Here is a 25,396-nt window from a genome sequence, read left to right as displayed (position 1 = left end):
CGACCCGCCGCCTTTCACCCACGCCATTCACGAGATCCGCCCGCTGCTCGCAGCCCGCGGCTTCGCCGTCCCCGGCCACACCGGCATCCGCCTGCGCACCCTGGCCGATGTCTTCGCCTACGCCGAGGCCGAAGGTACCTCGGCCGCCGGGAGTCCTACGCCGAAACGCACGCCGCCATCGCCGGACTGGTCTGCGACCGCACCGCCCGCAGGGCCTCCCGACCACGCACAAGCACCGAACTCGTACTCGTCCGCCGAACCACCTGCTGATCACCCACCAGCCGATCGGCCAGGCCGGCAGGCCCCAACCTCAATCGCGTACCGAGTCGTCAGCGATTCCCGCCCGGGGGGCGGTGGATCCGCGGACGATGAGCGAGGTAGGGACGATCACCGGGTCGAGGGTCCGGCCGTGCTCGATCATCTGGTGCATCAACTCCACCACCGCGGCGCCCATGGCGTCCACGTCCTGGCGAACGGTGGTCAACGTCGGGCGGACCATCGAACTCAGCGGAAGGTCGTCGAACCCGACGACCGAGACATCGCCCGGCACTCGCAGACCGTGGTCGACCAGCGCGCCGATGACGTTGATCGCCATGATGTCGCTGCCGACGGCGACGGCGGTGAACGGCTTGTCGCGCTCCAGCAGCCGCAGCGTCGCCTGGTAGGCGCCCTCGGCATCCCAGTCGTCGGTCTCGACGACCAGGTCCGGGTCCTCCGGCAGGCCCGCGGCGGCGAGTGCGTCGCGTCCGCCGTCGATGCGGTCGCGGCCGGCCAGCGGATCGGCGCTGTTGGAGACGCGGGCGATGCGGCGGTGGCCGAGTCCGATCAGGTGCTCGACGGCCAGGCGGCCGCCGCCGCGATGGTCGGAGGTCACGTAGGTGGCGCGGGGGCCGGTCGCCCGGGAGTCGACAAACACCGTGGGCAGCTCCGCCTCCAACAGGCCCTGCACGCGCACGTCCTCGACGCTGCGGGACATCATGATCGCCCCGGCGGTGCGGCGGGAACGGAGCCGACGCACGTAGCCGGGTCCGGTGGAGTCGTGCGGGCGCGACGGTGTCAGCAGGTCGTATCCAGCACGCGTCGCGTGCATCTCAATGCTGTGATACACGCCGGTGTAGAAGTACGCCTTGGGCTCCACCAGCTCCGACAGCGCTGACCAGCTGCCGCTCAGGCCGTCCACGGCCAGCGTCTTGGACGTCGCGCCGGCCATGACCGCGGCGGCGGTATCGGGCTCGTAGCCCAGGTCCTCGATGACCTGGAGCACGTGCTGCCGGGTCGCCTTCGCGACCGGCCGACGCTGAGACAGCACGTGCGAGACCGTCGTCAGGCTCACCCCTGCCGCCGCGGCCACCTCGGCGATCGTGGCCCGGCCGCGCTGCGATCCCACCCTGGCCTCCCTTCCGCGGCATCCAATGCGGCGGAGCTCAAGCCTATGGCAGGAGTCGGCTCCTTGAAGTCAAGTACGTCAGCCGTAGCCTGCGCCTCGCGCCGAGCGCCCTTGGCCGCCGCAAAGTGGTGACGTCCTGATCCACCGCTGCCGGTGGTTCGATCACGTCCGCCAGCAGTGTGGACGCCGCCGACCTCGGCCCGGCCTTTCCGGGTATGCGGCCGCGTCCCAGGTGTCCGCGTGTGTGTCGTCGGCGGCACTGTCACCGCCGATGTTCGTGGCGACATCGAGCCGGGTGGGGTCGTATGCCCGGAACGGGCGGGCCGGGGTCGCCATGTCCAGTGCCTGGCGCGGCCGGTGACGGGTGCGGCTTTCCATCCGGGCATCGATGAATTTCGCTGAAGTGCGTGCTGCGACCTTCTGCGCGCCTACCGTTCCGCGGAGAGTCCCTATCCCAAATCGTGCGGAAGCCGATCCCTGCTCGCTGGTCTCTCGATGCCACCAGGTCCGGTGACATCAGGCCATGAAATCCAGCACCACCTTCAGGCGATCAGGGTGGACCGTATCGGCCAGCGCGAACGCCTCCTGTGCCTGGTGGACCGAGAATGTGTGTGAGACGAGAGCTTTGAGCAGCCCAGGGTGCTCCGTCGCATAGCGGATCGCTTCGCGCAGCGCTCCGCTGTGGTCCCGGACGTTGCCCGACATCAACGTCAGCGACTGCCGGAACATGCGGTCCATCGGCAGCGGATAGATGTCGTCGTCAGGAACCCCGAAGTAGAAGAGGGTGCCTCCCGGCCGAAGCGCGTGCAGGCAGTGAGTCAATGTGCCGACCTGATGTCCGACCGCCTCGATCACCAGATCGGGACGGTCCTCCGGCTCGAGGTTCATGCTCCACAGCTGCGCCGAGGTCATGATGGTGCGGTTCATGCCGAATGTCTCGGCCACGGCGGTACGGTCCACGGGGTCGACGCCCACGACCTCGGACACACCGGCGGAACGCAGCACATGACCGAACAGCAGGCCGATGGGGCCCAGGCCGATGACCGCGGTCCTCGCACCCGCCACTCGCGGGATGCGGCGCGTGATGTCGAGGACGCATGCGAGGGGCTGAAGCGCTACGGCGATCGTGGGTTCCATTCCTTCGGGCACCTTGACCACGCTCGAAGCCGCCGTGACAACCCGTTCGGCGAGACCGTCGCTGTCGGTCACCCATCCGACGACGACATCGCCAGGTGTGTGCTCACCCCCTGGACACTCAAGTACCTCGCCGACTGTTTCGTGAAGTGAGAAGCCGGGCACCTCGCTGCGCCTGGCGATGTCGATGTCGTGGTGGTGCGAGACCTGCCCGCGGTAGTACGCCATGTCACTGCCGCAGATTCCTCCGGACAGCGGCCGCAGGAGCACCTCACCTGGCCCGACATTCTGCGGGGTGGGCGCGTCCAGGCGCCGCAGACGGCCGGGGCGTTCGATCGAGTAGGTCCACATGAACGATGACGCTAGCAGGGAAACGGTCAACCGTAAACCGTTCACTGAGCGAAAAGGGGCTTGCCCGGCACGCAGGTCTCAGGCGTACGACCGCCGATCGCCGACCTCGCAGCTCGCCGCGAATCGCGTTCGGGCGAGAAAACCCGATCGGATCGTTGCCAGGATCCGATCGGATCGGATACGGTCCTCGTACTTTGCCCGAACGAACAGCGATGGCCCCCGTGTGGACTGAGCGTGTTCGTTACTGCCCTGGCTGATTCAGCGGCCCTGCGCTGTCCTGCGAGCAGCCCCCGGACTTCCGCGCCGGCGGGGGAGACTTACCGGCACGTGTGAGTTCGACCGAACTCATGACACATCACGCCGAGTACGGCCGGATCACGGGCGCGCCCGATGGCGATGCACGGGAGTTCTTGGCGGTACCGAATGACGACTTGAGTCGCTGCCCTGTTGGCACACGTTGGGCATCGCACGACCTTCAGGAGGAGTCCATCATGGCCGAGCCGATCGGTTTTCTTTTCCCGCGTTCGCCTCAGGGGCGTGCGAGCCTCATCTCCGAGCCGCCCTGGTACTACTCGAGCACCGCGGCGACCGTGGAGTACCGCACCAACCCCGACAACGTACGTGCGGTGCTGCCCGAGCAGCTGGCATTGGACGAGGACGACCCGGGTCTTGTCGCGATGGTTTTCTCCGACATCCAGTCCTGTTCGGAGGGGGGAGAGGAGCTCCTCGACCCGGTCCGGTCCCAGTACGGGGAAGTATTTCTGGCTGTGAAGGCGCGGTATCGGGGCGTGCTCTACACCCGGATCGTTTACATCTGGGTGACCCGTGATTTCTCCCTCGGTCGCGGTATTCACATGGGGTATCCGAAGAAATTCGGCTCGATCCACATGACCCGGCCGTTCCCCTACGGACCGGCGCCGCGAGTGGCGCCGGGTGGTCGCTTCGGCGCAAGCCTGGCCGTTGCCGACCGTCGACTGGCCGAGGCTCGATTCACCTTGCGCGAGCAGGTGGACCGTGGCCCGTCGGTGACCAGCCGGCCGTTGCTGCACAGCCGCCTGCTCCGGTCCATCGAGCCGGGCGGGCCGGACAGCCTCGACGAGCTCGTCGTGCACAGCGAGGTCGAGTTGGAGAGCGGTCGGCCGTGGGCTGCCGATGGCGACCTGCGTCTGTTCGAGTCGCCGGTGGAGGAGCTTGCCACGCTGACGGTGGACGAGATCGTGGGCGCCTACTATCAGCAGGCGGCCAGCCGGTGGGACGGCGGAACCTTGCTCAGCGCCCGGCTGAGCGACGAGGACCCGGCGTGACTGTGCTGGCAACGACCTCTCCCTTGTCTCGGCTCTGACGCGCGAGCGCACCTCGGTGCGCAACCGCGCGCTGCCAATGTCTGAATGAGATGACTTTGATATGGGCTCCTCTGGCGAAGATGCGTTGAATGTTCGGTCGCTGTCCTCCGGGCGGGCTTCGGTGCCGTCGTCGGCGGGGTCCGGGGGGATGGCCGTCGCCGCGTACGACGCCATTTATGCGCGGTTGTTGTCTCGGGAGATCGCGCCGGGGCAGCGGATTTCGGTGGACAGGCTGGTGCGTGAGCTTTCGATGTCGCAGACTCCGGTGCGCCAGGCGCTGTCCACTTTGGAGGCCGACGGGCTGGTGACGTCAACGCATTTGACGGGTTATCGTGCCGCCGAGCTGCTGACTCGTGAGGAGTTCGACCAGCTTTTCGAGGTGCGTCTGTTGTTGGAGCCGGTCGCGGCCGCGGCGGCGGCCACGAACCGCACCGAGGCCGAACTGTCGGCCATGCGTGAGCTCCAGGCCGAGATGCGCGCGGAGGCCGGCCGCGAGGGGACGTTGCCGTACAGCATTTTCGCTCAGCGTGACGGGCAGTTGCATGAGCTGATCGCGTCGGCCGGGCGGAATCAGTTCCTGCATGATTCGGTGGCGCGGTTGCATTCCCATGTCCATTTGTTCCGCCTGTACTTCGACGGCGCGGTGACCGCAGAGGCCCTTGATGAGCATGCTGCTGTCGTCGATGGCATCGCGGCGGCCGATGACAGGGCTGCGCGGAAACATATGAAGGACCATTTGATCCGGTCGCGGCGCCGGCTACGAAAAGCGTTCGAGTGAGCCGGAAGCGTTCGAGTGAGCCGGCCGACGGGATATCGCACGATGGGGCGGGCCCGCTGCGGCCGACTGCCCGGTGGAAAGTGAGGAAGCACCATGATCGGAGCGGGTGATCGCAGGGCGGTCTCGACCGGCACTGTGGGGTCGGCGGCCGTGGCGATGGTTGCAGCGGAGCGGGTCCATGTGCGCTGACGTGGTGCGGGTCGGTGTCGAGGACGCGATGCGGGTCGCTGTGGATGCGTTGATCAAGGCGGGTGTTCCCGCTGAGAACGCCCGTCTCCAGGCCGACCTGCTCGTCGACGCGGAGGCCAGGGGGTTGCCGTCTCATGGTCTCCTGCGCCTGCCGCGGGTGCTGGAACGGATCGGCAACCGGGTCACCGACCCGGTGACCAGCGGACGGATCACCTGGCGCGGCGAGGCACTGGCGTCGGTGGACGGCCAGAACGGTCTCGGCCCGGTGGTGGGGGCCCATGCTCTGGACGTGATCTCGCAGCGGTGCGCGGACGGTGCGGGTGTGGCGGCGGCTGCCGTGCACTCCTGCAATCACCTGGGCATGCTGGCCTGGTACGTCCGCAGAATCGCCGACCGTGGCCAGGTGTGTATCGCGCTGACCACGAGCGAGGCGCTCATGCACCCCTACGGGGGGCGGATCGCGATGGTCGGCTCGAACCCGGTCGCCATCGGCGTGCCCGCGTGGCCGCGGCCGCTGGTGTTCGACATGGCGACCTCGCTGGTGTCGATGGGCAAGATCCACGACCACGCCAACCGGGGTGCTCGACTGGAACCCGGCTGGGCGCTCGACGAGGACGGCGAGGACACCGTTGACGCCGAGCGGGCCAAGCGCGGATCGATCGCCCCGTTCGGTGGTGCGAAGGGCTATGGCCTGGGGCTTGCGTTCGAGGTGCTGGTCACCGCGCTCACCGGCGCGGCGCTGGGACGTGAGGTGGCCGGCACGCTCGACTCGGTCCACCCGTCCAACAAGGGTGATGTGTTCATCGTGGCCGAGGCCGGCGGTTTCGGGGACGCGGTGTCGGAGTACCTGGCTGCCGTGCGCACATCGCCACCCGTCGATCCCGCCAGCCCCGTCCGGGTTCCCGGGGATTCCTCGGAGGCCCGCCGCGTCCGTGCCGTGACCGATGGCATCGAGCTTCCCGCCGGGCTGTGGGACGAGATCAGCACGCTGCCCCGGGTCTGAACAGGACACGCTGCCCCGGCTCTCACAAGAAAGGCATTCCATGAGCTTCACCGCGACCACCGACACACCGGGAGGCGCGGGTATCGGCACCGTCGCGCCCGCGGCATCGTTCGGAGTGCTGCGACTGCCGCGCACCGTGTTGTTCGGTGCCGGCCAGCGCGAGGCGCTGGGCCGTGTTGCCGCTGGATACGGACGCGATGCGCTGGTGTGCACGGACGCCCGTCTCGGGGCGTCGCCCGAACTCGCCGAGCTGACCGCCTGTCTCACCGCCGCGGGTGTGCGCGTCCACGTCTTCGACCGGACCGAACCCGAGCTGCCGGTGTCGGGCATCGTCGACTGTGTCGCCGGCCTGGCGCACACGCCCGTCGACTCGGTGATCGGGCTGGGCGGCGGCAGCTGCATCGACATGGCGAAAGTCGTGGCGTTGCTGCTGTCCCACGGCGGCGGGCCGTGCGACTACTACGGGGAAAACGCCGTCCCGGGGCCTGTGCTGCCGGTCATCGCGGTGCCGACGACCGCGGGCACGGGTTCGGAGGCCACACCGGTGGCGGTCATCGCCGATCCGAACCGGGCGATGAAGGTCGGCATCTCCAGCCCGCACCTGGTGCCGCAGGCCGCCATCTGTGATCCCGAGCTGACCTACTCGTGTCCGGCGTCGCTCACCGCCGCATCCGGTATCGACGCGGTCGTGCACCTGGTCGAGTCCTACACCGCGGTGGGCCGCACCCCGACCGCGGAGCTGAGTTCCGAACGGGTCTTCGTCGGGAAATCGATGTTCAGCGATGCCGCCGCGCTGGAAGGGCTGTCGCTGATGGGGCGAAGCCTGCTGACCGCCCAGCGGGAGCCGTCGAACGCCGATGCGCGCCACGACGTGATGCTCGCGTCCTTTCTCGGCGGCGTGGCGCTGGGCACCGGCGGGACCTCGGCGGCACACGCCCTGCAGTATCCGATCGGCGCGGCCACGCACACACCACACGGGTTCGGCGTCGGCGCGCTGCTGCCCTATGCGACCCGCTACAACCTGCCGGTTCGGGTCGGTGAATTCGCCGCCATCGCCGCCGCGCTCGGCGTCGCCTCCGGCGCCGACCCGTGGACCGATGCCGTATCGGCGATCGAGGCGCTGGACGCCCTCGTCGATGGGCTCGCCGTGCCGACCCTCGCCGAACTCGGCGTGCGGGAGGCGGACCTGCCGACGATCGCCGAGCAGGGACTGCTGGCCAAACGGCTGGTCGAGAACAACCCCCGCCCGCTCGATCACGCCGCCCTGCTCACCATCACGACCCACGCCTTCCGCGGCGACCGCACGATGCCCGAACCCGGTCCCTGCCAGAAGTAGGAGAACTCCGTGGCCACCACCGAAACCCGCTACCCCAACGACCTGTTCATCGGCGGTCGCCGGCTGCCCGGCAGCAGGGCCGACCGCATCGACGTGATCAACCCCTCCGACGGCACGGTGATCACCACCGTCGCCGATGCCTCTCCCGAGGACGCCACCACCGCCGTCGACGCCGCCGCGGGCGCACTGCAGGCATGGTCGGCGGCACCGCCCCGGCAACGCGCCGAAGTCCTGCGCCGCGCCTACGAGTTGATGACCGAGCGGGCCGAGGAACTCGCCTTCCTGATCTCACTGGAGAACGGCAAGTCGCTGGCCGATGCCCGCGGCGAGGTCGGTTACGCGGCCGAGTTCTTCCGCTGGTACTCCGAGGAAGCGGTCCGGATCCTCGGTGAGGTATCGCTGGCCCCCTCCGGCGCGAACCGGATCATGGTGCAGCACCAGCCGATCGGCGTGTGCCTGCTGGTGACACCGTGGAACTTCCCCGCGGCCATGGCCACCCGCAAGATCGCCCCGGCCCTGGCCGCCGGGTGCACCACCGTGCTCAAACCGGCCACCGCGACCCCGCTGACCGCCTACGCGATCGCCGAGATCCTGGTCGAGGCCGGTGTACCCGCCGGCGTCGTCAATGTCCTTACGACCAGCAGCACTTCCACGGTGATCAACCAGCTGCTGCACGATCCGCGGGTGCGGAAACTGTCCTTCACCGGGTCCACGGAGGTCGGGCGGCTACTGCTGCACCAGGCCGCCGACCAGGTACTCAAGTGCTCCATGGAACTCGGCGGCAACGCGCCGTTCATCGTGCTCGCCGACGCCGACCTGGACAAGGCACTGGACGGCGTCATGGTGGCCAAGATGCGCAACGGCGGGCAGGCATGCACCGCGGCCAACCGCATCTACGTGCACGCGTCGTTGCACGACCGGTTCGCCACCATGCTCGCCGAACGCTTCGCCCGCCTGTCAGTGGGCCCCGGCACCGACGAGCAAACCCAGTGCGGCCCGCTCGTGGACCGTCCAAGCGTCGACAAGGTCACCGAACTCGTCAACGACGCACGCGACCGCGGAGCACAGGTGCTGACCGGCGGCTCCGCCCCCGAACGCGCCGGTTCCTACTACCTGCCCACGGTCCTCGCCGACGTACGGCCCGACTCCCGACTGGTCAGCGAAGAAATCTTCGGACCGGTCGCAGCCCTCATCCCGTTCCAGGACACCGCCGAAGCCATCGCGGCCGCCAACGACACCGAGTACGGGCTCAGCGCCTATGTCTACAGCGGCGACCTCGCCAATGGACTGCGAGTCGCCGAGAAACTCGAAAGTGGCATGGTTGCAGTCAACCGCGGCCTGGTCTCCGACCCAGCGGCACCTTTCGGCGGCATCAAACAATCCGGCCTGGGCCGCGAAGGCGCCCACCACGGCATGCTGGAATTCACCGAGACCAAATACATCGCAGTCGACTGGTAACACCATTCGACAACTGGCCGCACAGGGCATAGGAGCGCATTCCCCTACCCCGAATCCATCGGCAATCTCGCCCCCGATACCGGCGAGATCCCGAGCCGTGGGCACCTCGTCGGCGGCCCACTTCACTCGGCGAGTGGCCCGCAGAAACGGACCGGTGGCGACACCGGCACCGCGCTGCGGGCCGACTTACTTGTCCGGGGCCCGGTTGCGGCTCACCGAAGCGGACGGCATGCGGCTGACCTGCTTCGCCACCCACACCATTGCCCGGCCGATCGCCGACCTCGAACTCCGTCCCCGCCGCCTGCGGGCCCGGGCCGAGGACCGCATCCGGGCCGCCCGGCCGCCTGGCCGCCCGGGCCGTCGGCCCGCGTAACCTGCCCCTGCGTCACACCGCCCAGAACCGGGTCTGGCTCCCGATGGTCCCGATCATCCTGATCGTGTTGGACCCGCCGGCCCGGATGCAGATGCTCGCGCCGACCGGCGAGGCCAGGCTCCGGGAACCCCGCTGCCTGCGCCTCGGCATGTCGACAGCCCGCCACATCGGCTCGATGGACCTGCGCTCCCGCACGCCATTCCGTGGCACCGGTGAACGAGCGGATCCCCTTTTCGAGCCTCCTGCGGAACGTATCCGACACACGTCCGCTACACGCCAAACGGTTATCCGTCAACTGTTAGCCGGTTGCAATGAGCGTTGCGCTGCGGCAGACTGGCCGCCTGACCACTCGGTGAAGGAGGGCCATGTGAGCGTGGCAGGACGGGTCACTCGGTCGGCAGCGCTCGGCGAGCAGGTGGCGACGGCGCTGCGGTCCGACATTCTCACCGGTGCCTTGGCGCCGGGTGAGCAGCTGGTCGAAGCGTCGATCGCGGACTCGTTCGGCGTCAGTCGCGGCCCCGTCCGGGATGCCCTGCGCACGCTCGCCGCGGAGGGCCTCGTCGCTCCTGTCGGCCGGAGTTATCGAGTCGTGGGCCTGGACGAGCAGGATCTGAAGGATCTCTTCCAACTGCGTGCGCTGCTGGAGGTCGCGGCGGCTCAGCAGGCCGCAGTCTTGGATTTGGAAGGATTCCGGGAAGCCGCGGAGTCGGCACTCGAGGACATGCGGCGCGCTGAAAAGGCCGCGGATCCCACAGCCTTCGCGCAGGCCGATGTCGCATTCCATTCCGCGTTTTTCACGTTCTGCGGCAATCGGCGCCTGCTCGCCGTATGGGAGCAGCAGGCGCCGACGTTCACGGAGCTGTTCCGGCTGACGAACGCACTGGAGGAGTCGCTGTCCTCTTCGGTCGACTATCACCGCGCGATGCTCGACACCATGTGCCAGGGCGACCCCGAGGCGATCGCAGCAGAGGTACGAAAAGTGATCACGGGTGGCGAGGAGCCGATCATCAGCGCCCAACGCCGGATGCGCAGCGCCCGCGAGGGCTGAATTCCCGCGGTCAGGTCCGTATGACATTCCGGCGGGTAGTGCCCGAAGCCTGCCGGGCCACTTCGTCACCGCGCGTGCCGATGCACGTAACCGCGTGTGCCGTCCGCGTCGGCCTCTCCGAGGATGACCGAACCACGGTTGCGCCGCACACATCCGCCATCCGCCGCCGTGTTGTTCGTGCCGCGAAGGCCGCGACCGAGAGGGTACGCCGCCGGCCGTGCCGATCACGACATCGCCGCGATCGGCACGGCCGGCTTCACACATCACCGTGCGTCGTGTCCTTCGTCGGACGTCTCCAGCGGAACCGGTCGCTGTCAGCGGCATCTGACCGACCTGACCGTGGCTTGGCCAACAGGCGTTCGCGGCCTGGTGAGTCACTCATGTCACCCAGGGATCCGGCTGAGTTCGGTGACCGATGCCTCGGAACCCGGCTGCACCCGTGGTGTACGCCAGATCAGCAGCAGTACGACCGTCACCACGAGGGGGATGATCGAGAGAATCATTCCCTGTGTCGCGCCCTGATCGGCGCTCAGACCGACGACGTAGGGGCCGACGAAGCCCCCGAGGTTGCCGATCGAGTTCACCACGGCGATACCGACCGCGGCCTGTGTGCGGGAGATGCTCATGGAAGCCATCGTGAAAAAGGCCGGGCCCCACGCGTAGACCCCGACCGAGGTGAGGCAGATACCGACCATGGCCGGCACGGACTGATCCTTGTACAGCACCACGATCACCAGCCCGAGGATGGTGAGCAGGACAGGACCAAGGATGTACATCCGCTGTTCCCTGGCCCGTGCTCCGGCCCGTGCGAGTACGACCGTGAACACACCGGCGGCCACGAACGGCAGGGCCGCCGCGAGCCCGATGTTGGTGTCGGAGTACTCCGGGTTGATCTGCTTGATGATCAGGGGGAGGAAGAAGCTGAATCCGTAGTCACCGGTCTGGACCATGAAGAAGATCGCGGCGAGATGCAGAACCCGCCGCTCACGCAGCGCGGCGAGCTGAGCCCGGATGCCGTGATTCGGGGGCGGCCCCTGCTCGGCGTTCAAAGTGGCGGTCAACCAGCGCTTCTGGTCGTCGTCCAGCCACCTGACCCGATCCGGAGACTCGGGCAGTTTGAACAGGGTTATGAGGCCGACCACGAACGTGGCCGCGCCGGGAAGGAAGAACACCCAGCGCCAGCTGGACAGGCCGAACCAATGGACGTGCTCCAGGATCAGGCCCCCGACGGACCCGCCGAGGATGTAGGCGACAGGCTGAGCAAGGATCAGCCACCCCAGCGCGACCGACCGGCGCTTCTCCGGAAACCAGCTCATCAGGTAGAGGATGATCCCGGGGAAGAACCCGGCCTCGGCCACACCCAGCAGGAACCGCAGTACCAGCAGCGCGTTCAAGCTGTGAACGAAGATCATGGCTGCCGAGATGAGACCCCAGGTGATCATGATCCGGCCGAGCCAGATGCGCGATCCGAAGCGGCGAAGCATCAGGTTGCTCGGCACTTCGCATATGAAGTAGGCGATGAAGAAGATCCCGGCGGCCACCCCGTACGCGGCCGCGGAGATGCCGAGTTCGGTACCCATCCCGAGTTGGGCGTAGCCGACATCGATCCGGTCCAGATAGGCCATCACATAGCCGACGACGACCAACGGCATGACCCGCCGGCTGATCGTCGCGAGCGTGGCGCGTTCCCGTTCGGGAGAGAGCTGGTGTCCTGTGCCCCCTGTCATCGGTCGCTCCCTCGGGTCGGCGAGGCAGCGTGCTCGTCCCGGCTGAAGGCGTTATGGCCAAACACTTCATCGAAGCTGTTCCGGCGGATCATCGGCGATCCTTTCGCTGTTTGAGGTGATCAACGTTGATCAGCGTCACCAAGCAGGTGGCAAGCATGCACCTCGGGCTAAATTCAGTCAACGGTTAACCGCTTGCGGTTTTCTGTATCCCTGTGATGCACTGGATCGAGTGCCCACCCCACGCGGATGACTTTGCGAACGCGGATCGGACATGCCCGGCGAGGAGACGTCATCCACTGGCTGTCCCGTACGTGACGCGACAGCCGAGCGAGCGAAACCGGCACCGGTTACCGGGTGGGATCACAGCCTTTTCCGGAAGAAGCCTCGGTCGCGGTCGCAGTTGCGTATTCGCGCGGCGACGGCCGGCTCTGTCCTCGAAGGAGTGTCGCATGAGCGATGCAGTGATTGCCGATCTGCGTGCCGCGGTGCGGGGGGCCGTCGAGACCGATGCGAGGCGCCGCGGTGAGTACTCCACGGACGCCTCCAACTACCGGGTCGTGCCCGAGGTCGTGGTGACTCCGCTGGACACCGCGGACGTGCTCGGCGCGCTGGAGGTCTCGCGGCGGCACGGGCTGCCCGTCACCTGCCGTGGCGGCGGGACGTCGGTGGCGGGCAATGCGATCGGGCCGGGGCTGGTGCTCGACTTCTCACGGCACCTGAACCGGATCGTGGACCTCGACCCGGTGGCGCGGACCGCGGTGGTGCAGCCGGGCGTGGTGCTGGCCGATCTGCAGCGCGCCGCGGCGCCGCACGGCCTGCGGTTCGGGCCCGACCCGTCCACACACGCCCGCGCGACGCTCGGCGGGATGATCGGCAACAACGCCTGCGGACCGCACGCCGTCGCCTACGGCCGCACGGCCGACAACGTACGCGAACTCCGCGTCATCGACGGCACCGGCCGACAGTTCACCACCACCGACCCCGTACCAGGGCTCGACGCCCTCGTCGACGCGCACCTGCCGGTGTTGCGCACCGAACTGGGCCGCTTCGGCCGACAGGTGTCCGGCTACTCCCTGGAGCATCTGCTGCCGGAGCACGGCCGGTCCCTGGCCCGCGCCCTGGTCGGATCCGAGGGCACGCTGGCGGTCACCCTCGAAGCGACCGTCGACCTGGTCCCCGTCGCCCCCGCCCGGCTGCTGGTCGTGCTCGGCTACCCCGATATGCCGGCCGCGGGCGACGCCGTGCCGCCGCTGCTCCCGCACCGGCCGCTGGCGATCGAGGGCCTCGACGCGCGCCTGGTCGACCTGGTGCGCAGCCACCGGGGCGGGGTGCCGGACCTGCCGGCCGGTGGCGGCTGGCTGATGATCGAAGTCGGCGGCGAGACCGAAGGCGAAGCCCGCCGCAACGCCGACCGCATAGTCGCCGACGCCGGCGCGCTCGACCACGTCCTGCTGCCATCGGGTCCCGCCGCGGTCGCGATGTGGCGCATCCGCGAGGACGGCGCCGGACTCGCCGGCCGCACCCCGTCCGGAAAGCAGGCGTGGCCGGGCTGGGAGGACGCGGCCGTCCCACCCGAGCGGCTCGGCGCGTATCTGCGGGACTTCGACACGCTGCTCGACGCATACGGCGTCGAAGGTCTTCCCTACGGCCACTTCGGTGACGGCTGCGTCCACGTCCGGATCGGCCTGCCGCTGGAGAAGGACGCGTCGGTGTTCCGCGCGTTCATGACCGAGGCCGCACAGCTCGTCGTGTCCTACGGCGGCTCTTTCTCCGGCGAGCACGGCGACGGCCGCGCCCGCGGCGAACTCCTTCCTCGGATGTATTCGGCCGAAGCGATCGCCCTGTTCGGCGCGGTGAAGGACCTGTTCGACCCGGACGACCTGCTCAACCCAGGCGTGCTCGTCCGGCCACGGCCGCTCGACGCCGATCTCCGCCGCCCGCGCGCCCGGCCGCTGCCGATGGCCGGCGGGTTCTCCTTCCCCCACGACGAAGGCGACTTCACCCAGGCCGTGCACCGCTGCGTCGGGGTCGGGAAGTGCCGTGCGGACAACCGGTCCGCGGGCGGTTTCATGTGCCCGTCGTTCCTTGCCACGCGCGACGAGAAGGACAGCACCCGCGGCCGGGCCAGGGTGCTGCAAGAGGTGGCCAACGGCTCGCTGATCCGCGACTTCGACGCGCCGGAAGTCCACGATTCCCTCGATCTGTGCTTGTCCTGCAAGGCGTGCAGCCACGACTGCCCGGCCGGGGTCGACCTCGCCCAGTACAAGTCCGAAGCGCTGTACCGGAAGTACCGCCGCCGCGTCCGCCCGATCTCGCACTACACGCTCGGCCGACTGCCCGACTGGCTCCGCCTGCTCCACCGCGTGCCAGGGCTCGGTGTCCTCGTCAACGCCCTGATGTCCTTCCGCCCGCTCGAAAAAGTACTGCTCGCACTGGCCGGTGTGGACACTCGCCGCCGGACGCCCCGCTTCGCCCGCACCGCGTTCACACGGACCCGGCGCCACGCACGCGTCCACGCCGAGGGGCCGGAGGTCCTGCTGTGGGCCGATTCCTTCTCCGAAGGTCTCGACCCGGACGTCGCGACCGCCGTCGCGGCCGTACTCACCGACGCCGGGTACCGCGTCACCACACCGAAGCACCGGCCGTGCTGCGGGCTCACCTGGATCACCACCGGCCAGCTCGACACGGCCCGCGCCAAGCTCCGCGACCTCGTGCACACACTGCTGCCCTACGCGCAGGCCGGCGTTCCGATAGTCGGTGTCGAACCGTCGTGCACCGCTGTGCTGCGTTCCGATCTGCTCGACCTGTTCCCCGACGATCCGGACGCGAAAGCCGTTGCCGCCGCGGCCACCACGCTCGCCGAGCTGCTGCGGAAGACCGACGGTTGGCAGGCCCCCGACCTGTCCGACACGACGGTGGTGGCGCAGCCGCACTGCCACCACCACTCCGTCCTGGGCTACGAAGCCGACCGCGCTCTGCTCGAAGCCACCGGCGCCAGGGTCGAAACGCTCGCCGGCTGCTGCGGCCTCGCAGGGAACTTCGGTATGGAACGCGGCCACTACGAGGTTTCCGTCGCCGTCGCGGAAAACGCGCTTCTGCCCGCGTTGCGCGAACACCCCGACGCCGTCCTGCTCGCCGACGGCTTCTCCTGCCGCACCCAAGCCGACCAGCTGGCCGGAGTCCGCGGCGTGCACCTGGCGCAACTCCTCCGCAAACGCTGAAGACGCTGAAGACAAGCAGCGGTGCGGAAGACCCGGCCGGGCCTTCCGCACCACTGCGGACTGTTCACCCTTCCCCCGGCGTCCTGCCGTCACATCGGGCTGACCCACGCGGCCACGGCGACACCGGGAGCCCGGCATCGGCCAGGGCGACAGGGATCGCCGCGTCCGGAGAACCGAGCCACACCATGCCCGCGCCGTTTCCCGCGCCCCTACGATGCGCCGGATCGGACAGTCCTGGGCGATCCGCTCTGCTCGTACGACCTGGCGCGCCCCGTGACCGGCATCGAGCCGCCGCGCAGCGCGGCGGCGCACGGCCGTGAGGCACCGCACCCCTGACCCGGCACTTCCACCGCGGCGGTCCAGGACGCCACCGCGGACGGTCGGACCGCTCCGGACGGTCGGGCCGACCCGGACGAGCGGGCTGACCGGGACGAGCGGACCTCCGCCGGCAACTCACCGCCGCCATAGGCCGCGTGCGCCACGCAGGGCGCGCACGTCCGTCGGGGAGACGGTCGTTCACCGGCCGCAGACTGTCAGCGCGGGCTCTGGATCACCGAGAACCTGGCCCCTTCGGGGTCCGCCACGGTGGCCACCCGCCCGTGGGCGCTGTCGTGGGCCGGCCTCAGCACCCGGCCGCCCAACTCGACGACCTGGTACAGCGTCGCGTCCGTGTCGGCCACCTCGAAGTACGTCCGCCAGTGCGGGCCGCGGTCCCGCGGCAGTCCGTGCCCCATGCCGTGCACACCGGCCACCGGACGGCCGTCGATGTGCAGGGTGACGTAGTCGAAGCCGGCCGACACCACCGGCTCCTGCTCGTAACCGAACACCGTCGCATAGAACTTGACGACGCTCGCGGTGTCGAAGGTGACCAGTTCGTTCCAGGCCGGGGTGCCGGGCACCCCGGTGACGGCCGTACCGGCGTGGGCCCCGCCCTGCCAGATCCCGAACACGGCCCCCGACGGGTCGGAGGCGATCGCCATCCGCCCGGCGTCGGCCGCGTCCAGCGGGCCGACCGCCACCGTGCCGCCGCACAGCCGTACCGTTTCGGCAGTACGGTCCGCATCATCCGAGGCAAGGTAGGGGGTCCAGGCGACGGACAGGGGCCGGTCCGCCGGCAACTGGCCGATGCCGCCCACCTCCCGCCCGTCCAGCAGGGCCCGCACATAGGGGCCGAGCTGCTGCGGCCCGGGCCGGAACTCCCAGCCGAACAGCGCCCCGTAGAACTCCTCCGTCGCGGTCAGCGAGTGCACCATGAGACTCACCCAGCAGGGCGTGCCGGGCGTGCGCCGGGCGCGCATGCCGCCGTTCGCTCCGGCCGACCCCCGTGACTCGGTCATCGTCACCCTCTCCCCGGCCCCTCGCGGTGGCCGTGTCGCTTCCGCTCCGCGGAACCGGTGTGCCGCGACGGCGTGCGGTTCCGTGCCGTTGCCCGCACCGTCCGTGGCGTCACCTCACAGCCACGGCGCCGCTCGGCACCGTCCGTGGCGTCACCCCACGGCCACGGCGCCGCTCGGCGGTACACCACCGCGAGAATGCCTGGGCCGCAGTTCCCCACCCGTTCCCCGGCGATCGCCGTCGGGCGACCGTAAGCTGCACGGCATGTGCCCGGTCCCGTACGTCACGTGATCGAACCTGTCCGGCGGAGCAGAGTAGCCGGACCTGGACGACGCGGCCACCCCTGGCGTATGGATGGGGGCCATGGAAGCCATCATCACCGCATCCCGACTCGCGCACGACCTGACCACGGACCGCCCGCCCGTGCTGCTCGACGTCCGCTGGCAGCTCAGCCCGCCCGCCGCGAGCGGCGCACCGGCCTTTGACGGCCGTGCCGAGTACGCGGCGGGGCACATCCCCGGCGCGGCCTACGTCGACCTCGACAAGGAACTGGCCTCGGCCCCGGGGGAGCGCGGCCGGCATCCGCTGCCCGACCTGGCGGAGTTCGGCGCCGCGATGCGCCGGGCGGGCGTGTCGGCGGACCGGCCGGTCGTCGTGTACGACGGCGGCCAGGGCTGGGCGGCGGCCCGCGCCTGGTGGCTGCTGCGCTGGACGGGTCACTCGAACGTGCGAGTCCTGGACGGCGGGCTTGCCGCCTGGGAGGGCCCGCTGTCGACCGACACGTCCGAGCCGGCCGAGGGCGACTTCCGGCCGGTGCGACAGGAAGCGGGGCTGCTCGATGTGGCCGGGGCCGCTGCGCTGGCCCGTTCCGGGGTGCTGCTCGACGCCCGCGCGGGCGAGCGGTACCGGGGTGACGTGGAGCCGATCGACCCCGTCGGCGGGCATATTCCCGGCGCCGTGTCGGCGCCGACGAACGAGAACGCGGGGCCGGACGGCCGGTTCCGGTCCGCGGACGAGTTGAAGGCACGGTTCGCCTCCCTCGGCGCCTCGGACGGGACGCGGGTCGGCGTGTACTGCGGCTCCGGTGTCTCGGCGGCCCATGAGGTGCTGGCCCTCGCGGTCGCGGGCATCCCGGCGGCGCTGTACGTGGGTTCGTGGTCCGAGTGGTCCGCGGACCCGTCCCGGCCGGTCGCCGTGGGGCCCGACCCGCAGTGACGGCCCGGGGCCTGCAGTGACGGTCCGAGGGGGCCGGCGGTGACAGCCCGAGAAGGGGGCTCGGAAGTCCGAGCCCCCTCCTCATGGGTCGTACGCCTGGTTATTCCTGTTTCTTGCGGCGCGTGCCGAAGACGATCTCGTCCCAGCTGGGGACGGCCGCCCGGCGGCCCGGGCGGACGCCGTCGGCCTCGGCCTGGCGGTCGGTGGCCCCGACGAGGCGGTCGCGGTGGCTGCCGACCGAGCGCGGCATGAGGACGTCCGCGTAGGCGGAACCGGCCGACGCCGCCGGGGCGGGGGGCTCCTCCGCGGCGGGTTCGGCGACGGGCTCCTCCGTGGGCTCCGCCGGGCGTTCCGGCACCACCATGTCGCCTCGGAAGCTCGGCACCGCCTCCAGCAGGCTGGTCAGCGAGTCGCGCTCGCCCACGCTCTCCTCGGCGGGCTCGGGCGCCGGGGCCGGCAGGCTCGGCCGCTCCCGGTCCAGGGAGCGGTCCAGCGGGCGGTCGCGCGGCAGGCGGGCGATGCGCGGCACGAACGGAAAGCTCGGCTCCGGTACGGCCGGGTCGTCGGACTCGCCGATCAGTGAGCGCGCCTCGTCGTCGACGGCCTGGACGAGCCGTCGCGGCGGGTCGTACGTCCAGCTCGCCGCGTGCGGCTCGCCCGCCACCCGGTAGACCAGCAGGACCTCCCAGGTGCCGTCGTCGCGGCGCCACGAGTCCCACTGCACGGTGTCCTTGTCGGCGCCGCGCAGCAGCAGTCGCTCCTGAACGGCCTCACCGAGCAGCGGGCCGGAGTTCTCGCCGGGGCGGCGGACCGGGGTCTTGCGGGCCCGCTCCGCCATGAAGGCGCGCTCCGCGAGCACGGGACCCTCGAACCGGCGTACGCGGTCGACGGGGATGCCGGCGAGTTGGGCGACCTCTTCCGCGGTCGCGCCCGCGCGTATCCGCGCCTGGATGTCGCGGGGGCGGAGATGGCTCTCCACCTCGATCTCGATCTGGCCGAGGCGGGGGCGGTCGCCGCGCACGGCCGCGCGCAGCCGCTCGTCGATCGGAAGCGTGTATTCCGTAGCGTCGGCAGCCTTGAGCACCAGCCGTGTGCCGTCATTGGAGACGGCCACGACACGCAGTTCGGGCATGGGGACCTCCCGGGTGGTGCCTGCCGACGTCACCTGCGTCGCTGCTTCCGCTAGTCGAGTGTGGCCTGCCCGGGTGCAGCCTGCCACAACCTTGCCGAGTTGCCCGGCGTGTCGGGCACAGGCCCTGGATCGCCGTTATGGCACGGTTACCTATTCGCAACGCTAAGTGACCATCTCCGTCACCCTGTGCACCTAGCCCCCTCCCGGCGGTCCAGCATGGCCCCGGACACCCTGGCGGGAGGCCGGTCCCAGGGCTCGCAACAGTACTCCATTTGGGCCACGTGCGTGGATTGGCGCGCCGCCCAACTTCTGGCGAGGAGCGGGAGTCGGCCGTCCGCGACCCGGTTTTCGCGAGCGCTGCCGTGGCGAACTTCACGCAATCCACAGAACCGGAACTATCGGTTTCGCCGGTACGTCACCTTCTCGTGTAATCGGTCGATCATGTATGCGAAAGGCGTGAAAGGTCCGGTGAAGGATGAAAGGCCCGATATCGGTGGTGAACCAAGTGGACGTGCGGAACGGGCAGAGCGGGATGAATGGACGGAACAGGTAGAACGGGAGAAACGTGAGGAGCGCGAGGAGCGCGAGGGGTCGCGGCGCAGGCGCATCGATCTGAGCGTCCCCCAGGTCGCGGGCAGCGCCGTCGCCGCCGTCGTGGCCGCCAAACTCGCCTCCTCCTTCGGCGTCTACGGCACGATCCTCGGGGCCGGCGTCGTCAGCGTCGTCGCCACCTGCGGCGGCAGCCTCTTCCAGCACTTCTTCTCGCGCACCGGCGAACAGCTCCGCGAAGCGGCGGTCGCCGCCAAGCCCAAGGAGCAGGCCTTGCCGACGCCCGGCGAGTTCACCGAGGGCACGGTGTACCGGGCGCGGATCCGCAGCCATCGGCGCCCGGTGCTCGCCGCCGCCCTCGTGTTCGGGGTCACCATGGCCGGTATCACGGCCTACGAGCTGGTGTCCGGCACCAGCTTCGGCGGCGGCACCGGCACCACGGTCAGCAACGCGGTCCGCGACTCGACCTCCTCGAAGTCCGGTGACGACACCTCGCCCTCCTCCCCGGCATCCTCCGCGTCGCCCTCGTCCCCCTCGGACGCTCCTTCGGCGGGCACCGGCGGTACGCCGGGGAGCGACGGTGCCACGACGGACGGCCCGACACCCTCGCCGAGCGGCGCCACACACCGGGGACAGGACGGCCGGACGGACCCGGCGCCCGCGCCCACCCCCACGTCCAGTGGCTCCGCTACGGCCCCAGCACCCTCCGCAAGTAGTCGTTCTGGAACCGTCGGTCCGGATCCAGCCGGTTCCGCAACGCCGTGAACTCGCCGAAGCGCGGGTACGCCTCGGCGAAGTAGGCGGCGTCCCGGGTGTGCACCTTGCCCCAGTGCGGACGGCCCTCGTGCGCGGTGAAGATCCGCTCGGCGGCGGTGAAGTACGCCTGGTACGGCGTGCCCCGGACCATGTGGACGGCGATGTAGGCGCTGTCCCGGCCCGAGGCGGTGGACAGGGCGATGTCGTCGGCCGGGGCCGTGCGCACCTCGACCGGGAAGCTGATCCGCAGGCCGGAGCGATCGACCATCGACTTCAGCTCGCGCAGCGTGTCCACCAGGGCCGCCCGCGGAACGGCGTACTCCATCTCCACGAACCGCACCCGGCGCGGGGAGGTGAAGACCTTGTAGGGGATGTCCGTGTAGCTGCGCGAGGACAGCGCCCTGCTGGAGATCCGCGCGATGGCCGGGACGGTCGCGGGCGCCGCCCGGCCGACCCACTGGGCCACCTGGAACACTCCGTTGGACAGGAACTCGTCCTCGAACCAGCCTGCCATCCGCCCCACCGGCCGTTCCGGGCCCGCGCTGCGGTTGTTGCGCTTCGTATGGGTGTTGCCGGTGTGCGGGAACCAGTAGAACTCGAAGTGCTCGTTCTCGGCCCAGAGTTCGTCGAAGTCGGCGAGGACCCGGTCGAGCGGCATCGGCTCCTCGCGGGCCGTCAGCAGGAAGACCGGCTCCACGGCGAAGGTGAGCGCGGTGACGACACCGAGGGCGCCCAGGCCGATCCGGGCGGCCGCGAAGACCTCCGGGTTCTCCCTCGCGGAGCAGGAGAGCACCGATCCGTCCGCCGTGACCAGCTCAAGTCCCTTGATCTGGGCGGCTATGGAGGCGGAGTCCCGGCCGGTGCCATGGGTGCCGGTGCTGGTGGCCCCGGAGACGGTCTGCTCCATGATGTCGCCCATGTTGGTGAGCGACAGACCCTCGCGCGCGAGGGCCATGTTGAGCCTCTTGAGCGGGGTGCCCGCCGCAACGGTGACAGTCATGGCGTCCCGGTCGATCCCGCGGATGCCGGTCAACAGTTGAGGGCGGATCAACACACCGTCGGTGGCGGCGACGGCGGTGAAGGAGTGCCCGGCGCCGACTGCCTTGACCGGCAGGCCGTCCTCGGCGGCCCGGCGCACGGCCGACGCCAGCTCCTCCACCGAGGCCGGGGTCACCTCCCGCGCGGGGCGGGCGACGACATTGCCCCCCCAGTTACGCCACGTGCCGTTCTTTCCGCTCGCTGTGCTGCTCAACGACGCCTCCCCGACCCGCGGCCGGCCTGCTGAGCCGGCGGTACCCGAGGAAACCGACCACGACCGCGACGGCCCCGGACACGGCCGGAACCCCGTACCCGGCGCGCGCACCGGCGGTGTCGATCACCCAGCCGGCCACGGAGGAGCCGAGCGCGACCCCGACCGCGAGGCCGGTACTCACCCAGGTCATGCCCTCGGTGAGCTTCGCGCGAGGTACGTGCTGTTCGATGAGGGACATCGTCGTGATCATCGTCGGCGCGATGGACAGACCCGCAACGAACAGCGCCACGGCCAGAAGCGGCAGGTTTCCGACCAGTAGGAGGGGGATCATACTCACGGCCATCGCGCATATGCCCAGCAGCCACCGGCGTTCCGGCGCCCCGGAGAAGCGCAGCAGGCCGAACACCGCACCGGCCACGCAGGAGCCCGCCGCGTACACCGCGAGGACCACGCTCGCGGCGGCCTTGTGGCCGCCCTCGTCGGCGAAGGCGACCGTGACCACGTCGACCGCCCCGAAGACAGTCCCCGTGGCGACGAAGGTGGCCACCAGCACCTGGAGGCCGGGCGCGCGCAGCGCGCTGCCGCCGCCGTGGTGCTCGCGCGGGTGGGGCTCGGGCTCGGTGGCGCGCTGGGCGGTCAGCCAGAAGACGCCCACGGCCAGAAAGCAGGCGGCGAGCAGCGGCCCGGCCTCCGGGAACCAGGCCGTGGACAGGCCGATGGAGATGATCGGCCCGAAGATGAAGCAGACCTCGTCGATCACCGACTCGAACGAGTAGGCGGTGTGCAGCTGCGGGGTGCCCCGGTACAGCACCGCCCAGCGGGCCCGGACCATCGCGCCCAGGCTGGGCACGGAGCCGATCCCGGCGGCGCAGACGAACAGCACCCAGTCCGGCCACGAGAAGTACGCGGCGCACAGCAGCCCGGCGGTTGCGAGGAGCGCCACCAGGGTCGCGGGACGCAGCACCCTGCGCTGCCCGTACCGGTCGACCAGGCGGGAGATCTGCGGACCGATCGCCGCCGCCGACAGCGCGAGGGTGGCCGACAGGGCACCCGCGAGCCCGTACCGCCCGGTGAGTTGGGAGATCATCGTGACCACGCCGATGCCCATCATCGACAGCGGCATCCGGCCGAGGAGGCCGGCGGCGGAGAAGGCCCTGGTGCCGGGCGCGGCGAACAGGGCGCGGTAGGGGCTGGGCACGGGGTCTCCGGAGTCGCGCGGGCGGCCCGGCCGACGGCGGGTACGGGACACGCGGCGGCTCGGTAAGGCGTGAAGGAAGCTGATACAGCTTACGAGTGAGGTCACCCTAATGCACCTGGAAAGTCGCGGGAAATCCGCCCGGAACCGCACTCGTCACCCGGCCGTTTCCCGGCCGTCAGCGCCGGGTGGCAGGATCGAGGCATGCCAGACGCGCTCGATGCCACCCCCTACGACGCCCTGCTCCTGCTCTCCTTCGGCGGCCCCGAAGGCCCGGACGACGTGGTCCCGTTCCTGGAGAACGTGACACGGGGGCGCGGCATCCCCAAGGAACGCCTCAAGGAAGTCGGCCGGCACTACTTCCTGTTCGGCGGGGTCAGCCCCATCAACGACCAGAACCGCGCCCTGCTTTCCGCGCTCCGCAACGACTTCGCGGAGCACGGCCTCGACCTGCCGGTCTACTGGGGCAACCGCAACTGGGCGCCGTACCTGACGGACACCCTGCGCGAGTTGGTCGCCGACGGCCGCCGTCGCGTCCTGGTGGTCGCCACCAGCGCCTACGCCTCCTACTCGGGTTGCCGGCAGTACCGCGAGAACCTGGCCGACGCGCTGGCCGCCCTTCGGGCAGAGGGCATCGACCTGCCGAGGATCGACAAGCTGCGGCACTACTTCAACCACCCCGGCTTCGTCGAGCCCATGGTCGACGGCGTGCTGGAGTCCCTAGCCGACCTCCCCGAGGACGTCCGCGACGGCGCCCACCTCGCCTTCACCACCCACTCCATCCCGACCTCTGCCGCAGACACCTCGGGCCCCGAGAAGACGCACGGCGAGGGCGGCGCATACGTCGAGCAGCACCTGGACGTGGCCGAGTTGATCGCCGACGCCGTCCGCGAGCGCACCGGCGTCGACCACCCGTGGCGGCTCGTCTACCAGTCCCGCTCGGGCGCCCCGCACATCCCGTGGCTGGAGCCCGACATCTGCGACCACCTTCAGGAGCGGCACGCCGCCGGGGTCCCGGCCGTCGTCATGGCCCCCATCGGCTTCGTCTCCGACCACATGGAGGTCCGCTACGACCTCGACACGGAGGCGAAGGCCAAGGCGGCGGAGCTGGGCCTGCCGGTGCGCCGCTCGGCCACGGTCGGCGCCGACCCGCGGTTCGCCGCCGCGATCCGCGAACTGGTCCTGGAGCGTGCCGCCGCGGAGAGCGGGCGGGCGGTCACGCGCTGCGCCCTGGGCGCGCTCGGCGCGAGCCATGACGTCTGCCCGGTCGGCTGCTGCCCGGCCCGCGCCCCCAAGCCGGCCGCCGCGGGCGCCGACAGCCCCTACGCGTGAGGAACCCCGTGACCGACACCCTGTACCCGGACCTGCTCGCACTCGCCCGGGAGGCCGCCCGCCGCGCGGGCGAGCTGCTGCGGGACGGCCGTCCGGCCGACCTCGCGGTGGCGAGGACCAAGTCCAGTCCGATCGATGTCGTCACCGAGATGGACATAGCGGCCGAGAAGCTGATCACGGGACTGATCGCCGACCACCGCCCGGACGACGGCTTCCTCGGCGAGGAGGGCGCCTCGAGCGAGGGCACGAGCGGCATCCGCTGGGTGATCGACCCGCTCGACGGCACGGTGAACTACCTGTACGGGCTGCCGACCTGGGCCGTGTCCATCGCGGCCGAGCAGGACGGCGAGACCGTCGCAGGAGTGGTGGCCGCCCCGATGCGCGGCGAGACGTACCACGCGGTGCGCGGCGGCGGCGCGTGGGCGACCGGCGCCTGGGAGGGGGAGCGCGCGCTGTCCTGCCGTCCGTCGCCGCCCCTGGAGCAGGCCCTGGTGTCGACCGGCTTCAACTATGTGACCGAGGTCCGCACCCACCAGGCCGAGGTGGCCGCCCGACTGATCCCGCTGCTGCGCGACATCCGCCGCAGCGGCTCGGCCGCGGTCGACCTGTGCGATGTGGCGGCGGGCCGTCTCGACGGCTACTACGAGCGCGGGCTGAACGCTTGGGACATGGCCGCGGGCGACCTGATCGCCCGGGAGGCGGGTGCCCTGACCGGTGGGCGCCCCGGAGAACGCCCCTCCCGTGATCTGACGGTCGCGGGCACCCCGGGCGTCTTCGAGCCCCTCCAGCGCCTCCTGGAGGACTTCGGCGCCTGGCACGACTGACGGGCGTGCCCGCGCCCGAGCCCGTCCCGACCGACGGCGAGGGCCGTCCCCTCCGGCTGTCCGCACGCGTCGGCCGGGAGAGGGCTGAAGGGGCGCGCCGACGGTGAGAAGGCGATCCTCTCCGGCGTCTGGCATGACTGGCGGGCGCGCCCGTCGGCACCGATGGGGAAAGCCGGACGGCGCAGGTCCAGCGGCCGGGGCTGCACGGCGTCCGAGGCGGGCCCCGGTCGACGGCGAGGGCCGTCCGAGTCCGGCTTTCCCCACGCGTCGGCCAGGGAGGGGGCTGAAGGGGCGCGCCGGTGGTGGGAGCCCGAACGCGCGGTGCGCAGGTCCAGCGGCCGGGGCTGCACGGTGCCCGAGGCCGGCCCCGGTCGACGGCGAGGGCCGTCCGAGTCCGGCTTTCCCCACGCGTCGGCCAGGGAGGGGGCTGAAGGGGCGCGCCGGTGGTGGGAGCCCGA

General features: G+C 70.4%; 19 protein-coding genes and 2 pseudogenes. 13 read left to right on the top strand and 8 right to left on the bottom strand.

From position 1 onward, the window contains the following. Positions 1-16 precede the first annotated feature (16 nt). Positions 17-136, top strand: a pseudogene (locus ACWEKM_RS06415) (transposase family protein); the annotation flags it as partial. A 174-nt stretch (positions 137-310) separates the two neighbouring features. On the opposite strand, the gene ACWEKM_RS06410 reads toward ACWEKM_RS06415, so the two are convergent. From ACWEKM_RS06410 to ACWEKM_RS06400, 3 genes are all read right to left on the bottom strand, one after another. After that, positions 311-1,387 carry a LacI family DNA-binding transcriptional regulator gene (locus ACWEKM_RS06410; RefSeq protein ID WP_451620020.1) on the bottom strand — a complete coding sequence of 359 codons (1,077 nt, stop codon included), beginning with the start codon at positions 1,385-1,387 and terminating at the stop codon, positions 311-313. A 162-nt stretch (positions 1,388-1,549) separates the two neighbouring features. Continuing rightward, positions 1,550-1,765: a hypothetical protein gene (locus tag ACWEKM_RS06405; RefSeq protein ID WP_451620019.1), complete on the bottom strand. Its 216-nt coding sequence runs from the start codon at positions 1,763-1,765 to the stop codon at positions 1,550-1,552. Positions 1,766-1,903: 138 nt separating this feature from the next. Next, on the bottom strand, positions 1,904-2,872 hold the full coding sequence (locus ACWEKM_RS06400; protein WP_451620018.1) for a zinc-dependent alcohol dehydrogenase: 969 nt from the start codon (positions 2,870-2,872) through the stop codon (positions 1,904-1,906). Positions 2,873-3,363: 491 nt separating this feature from the next. On the opposite strand from ACWEKM_RS06400, the gene ACWEKM_RS06395 reads away from it, so the two are divergent. From ACWEKM_RS06395 to ACWEKM_RS06365, 7 genes and pseudogenes are all read left to right on the top strand, one after another. Continuing rightward, positions 3,364-4,176 carry an acetoacetate decarboxylase family protein gene (locus tag ACWEKM_RS06395; protein ID WP_451620017.1) on the top strand — a complete coding sequence of 271 codons (813 nt, stop codon included), beginning with the start codon at positions 3,364-3,366 and terminating at the stop codon, positions 4,174-4,176. A gap of 187 nt (positions 4,177-4,363) precedes the next feature. Next, positions 4,364-4,993: a GntR family transcriptional regulator gene (locus ACWEKM_RS06390; protein WP_451620016.1), complete on the top strand. Its 630-nt coding sequence runs from the start codon at positions 4,364-4,366 to the stop codon at positions 4,991-4,993. Positions 4,994-5,171: 178 nt separating this feature from the next. Next, positions 5,172-6,185, top strand: a complete 1,014-nt coding sequence (locus tag ACWEKM_RS06385; RefSeq protein ID WP_451620015.1) for an Ldh family oxidoreductase — start codon at positions 5,172-5,174, stop codon at positions 6,183-6,185. A 40-nt stretch (positions 6,186-6,225) separates the two neighbouring features. Continuing rightward, on the top strand, positions 6,226-7,521 hold the full coding sequence (locus ACWEKM_RS06380; protein WP_451620014.1) for an iron-containing alcohol dehydrogenase: 1,296 nt from the start codon (positions 6,226-6,228) through the stop codon (positions 7,519-7,521). 9 nt (positions 7,522-7,530) lie between these two features. Next, on the top strand, positions 7,531-8,979 hold the full coding sequence (locus tag ACWEKM_RS06375; RefSeq protein ID WP_451620013.1) for an NAD-dependent succinate-semialdehyde dehydrogenase: 1,449 nt from the start codon (positions 7,531-7,533) through the stop codon (positions 8,977-8,979). Between the two features lie 196 nt (positions 8,980-9,175). Next, positions 9,176-9,512, top strand: a pseudogene (locus ACWEKM_RS06370) (IS1380 family transposase); the annotation flags it as partial. Next, a complete protein-coding gene (locus ACWEKM_RS06365) occupies positions 9,501-10,400 on the top strand; it encodes a GntR family transcriptional regulator (protein WP_451620086.1) in 900 nt (299 codons plus the stop codon). The pseudogene ACWEKM_RS06370 and the gene ACWEKM_RS06365, both read left to right, overlap by 12 nt. A gap of 383 nt (positions 10,401-10,783) precedes the next feature. On the opposite strand, the gene ACWEKM_RS06360 is transcribed toward ACWEKM_RS06365, so the two are convergent. After that, positions 10,784-12,127, bottom strand: a complete 1,344-nt coding sequence (locus ACWEKM_RS06360) for an MFS transporter (RefSeq protein ID WP_451620012.1) — start codon at positions 12,125-12,127, stop codon at positions 10,784-10,786. 449 nt (positions 12,128-12,576) lie between these two features. Between ACWEKM_RS06360 and ACWEKM_RS06355 the strand changes: the two genes are divergently transcribed. Then, on the top strand, positions 12,577-15,348 hold the full coding sequence (locus ACWEKM_RS06355; RefSeq protein ID WP_451620011.1) for an FAD-binding and (Fe-S)-binding domain-containing protein: 2,772 nt from the start codon (positions 12,577-12,579) through the stop codon (positions 15,346-15,348). Positions 15,349-15,881: 533 nt separating this feature from the next. Here the strand turns inward: ACWEKM_RS06355 and ACWEKM_RS06350 are convergent. After that, entirely contained in the window at positions 15,882-16,685 is an 804-nt protein-coding gene (locus ACWEKM_RS06350) for a VOC family protein (protein ID WP_451620010.1), read from the bottom strand. A gap of 361 nt (positions 16,686-17,046) precedes the next feature. Here ACWEKM_RS06350 and ACWEKM_RS06345 point away from each other — a divergent pair, with 361 nt between their 5' ends. Continuing rightward, positions 17,047-17,898 (top strand): sulfurtransferase, encoded by an 852-nt coding sequence (locus tag ACWEKM_RS06345; protein ID WP_451620009.1) that lies wholly within the window; start codon positions 17,047-17,049, stop codon positions 17,896-17,898. A 100-nt stretch (positions 17,899-17,998) separates the two neighbouring features. On the opposite strand, the gene sepH is transcribed toward ACWEKM_RS06345, so the two are convergent. Next, a complete protein-coding gene (gene sepH, locus ACWEKM_RS06340) occupies positions 17,999-19,030 on the bottom strand; it encodes a septation protein SepH (protein WP_451620008.1) in 1,032 nt (343 codons plus the stop codon). Between the two features lie 468 nt (positions 19,031-19,498). Between sepH and ACWEKM_RS06335 the strand changes: the two genes are divergently transcribed. Next, on the top strand, positions 19,499-20,344 hold the full coding sequence (locus tag ACWEKM_RS06335) for a hypothetical protein (protein ID WP_451620007.1): 846 nt from the start codon (positions 19,499-19,501) through the stop codon (positions 20,342-20,344). Here ACWEKM_RS06335 and ACWEKM_RS06330 read toward each other — a convergent pair. Further along, positions 20,268-21,587: a D-arabinono-1,4-lactone oxidase gene (locus ACWEKM_RS06330; RefSeq protein ID WP_451620006.1), complete on the bottom strand. Its 1,320-nt coding sequence runs from the start codon at positions 21,585-21,587 to the stop codon at positions 20,268-20,270. The genes ACWEKM_RS06335 and ACWEKM_RS06330 overlap by 77 nt on opposite strands. Then, positions 21,547-22,785, bottom strand: coding sequence for an MFS transporter (locus tag ACWEKM_RS06325; protein ID WP_451620005.1), 1,239 nt, complete (start codon positions 22,783-22,785; stop codon positions 21,547-21,549). Before ACWEKM_RS06325 ends, ACWEKM_RS06330 begins: the two co-directional genes overlap by 41 nt. Before the next feature lie 201 nt (positions 22,786-22,986). Here ACWEKM_RS06325 and ACWEKM_RS06320 point away from each other — a divergent pair, with 201 nt between their 5' ends. Together ACWEKM_RS06320 and ACWEKM_RS06315 are read left to right on the top strand one after the other, a co-directional pair. After that, positions 22,987-24,114 (top strand): ferrochelatase, encoded by a 1,128-nt coding sequence (locus ACWEKM_RS06320; RefSeq protein WP_451620004.1) that lies wholly within the window; start codon positions 22,987-22,989, stop codon positions 24,112-24,114. An 8-nt stretch (positions 24,115-24,122) separates the two neighbouring features. Further along, on the top strand, positions 24,123-24,938 hold the full coding sequence (locus ACWEKM_RS06315; protein WP_451620003.1) for an inositol monophosphatase family protein: 816 nt from the start codon (positions 24,123-24,125) through the stop codon (positions 24,936-24,938). The last annotated feature ends 458 nt before the right edge of the window (positions 24,939-25,396 follow it).

It is taken from the genome of Streptomyces sp. NPDC004752, from assembly GCF_053601275.1.
The sequence above is the reverse complement of the archived record's forward strand: the minus strand, read 5'-3'. Positions and strand labels throughout refer to the sequence as shown.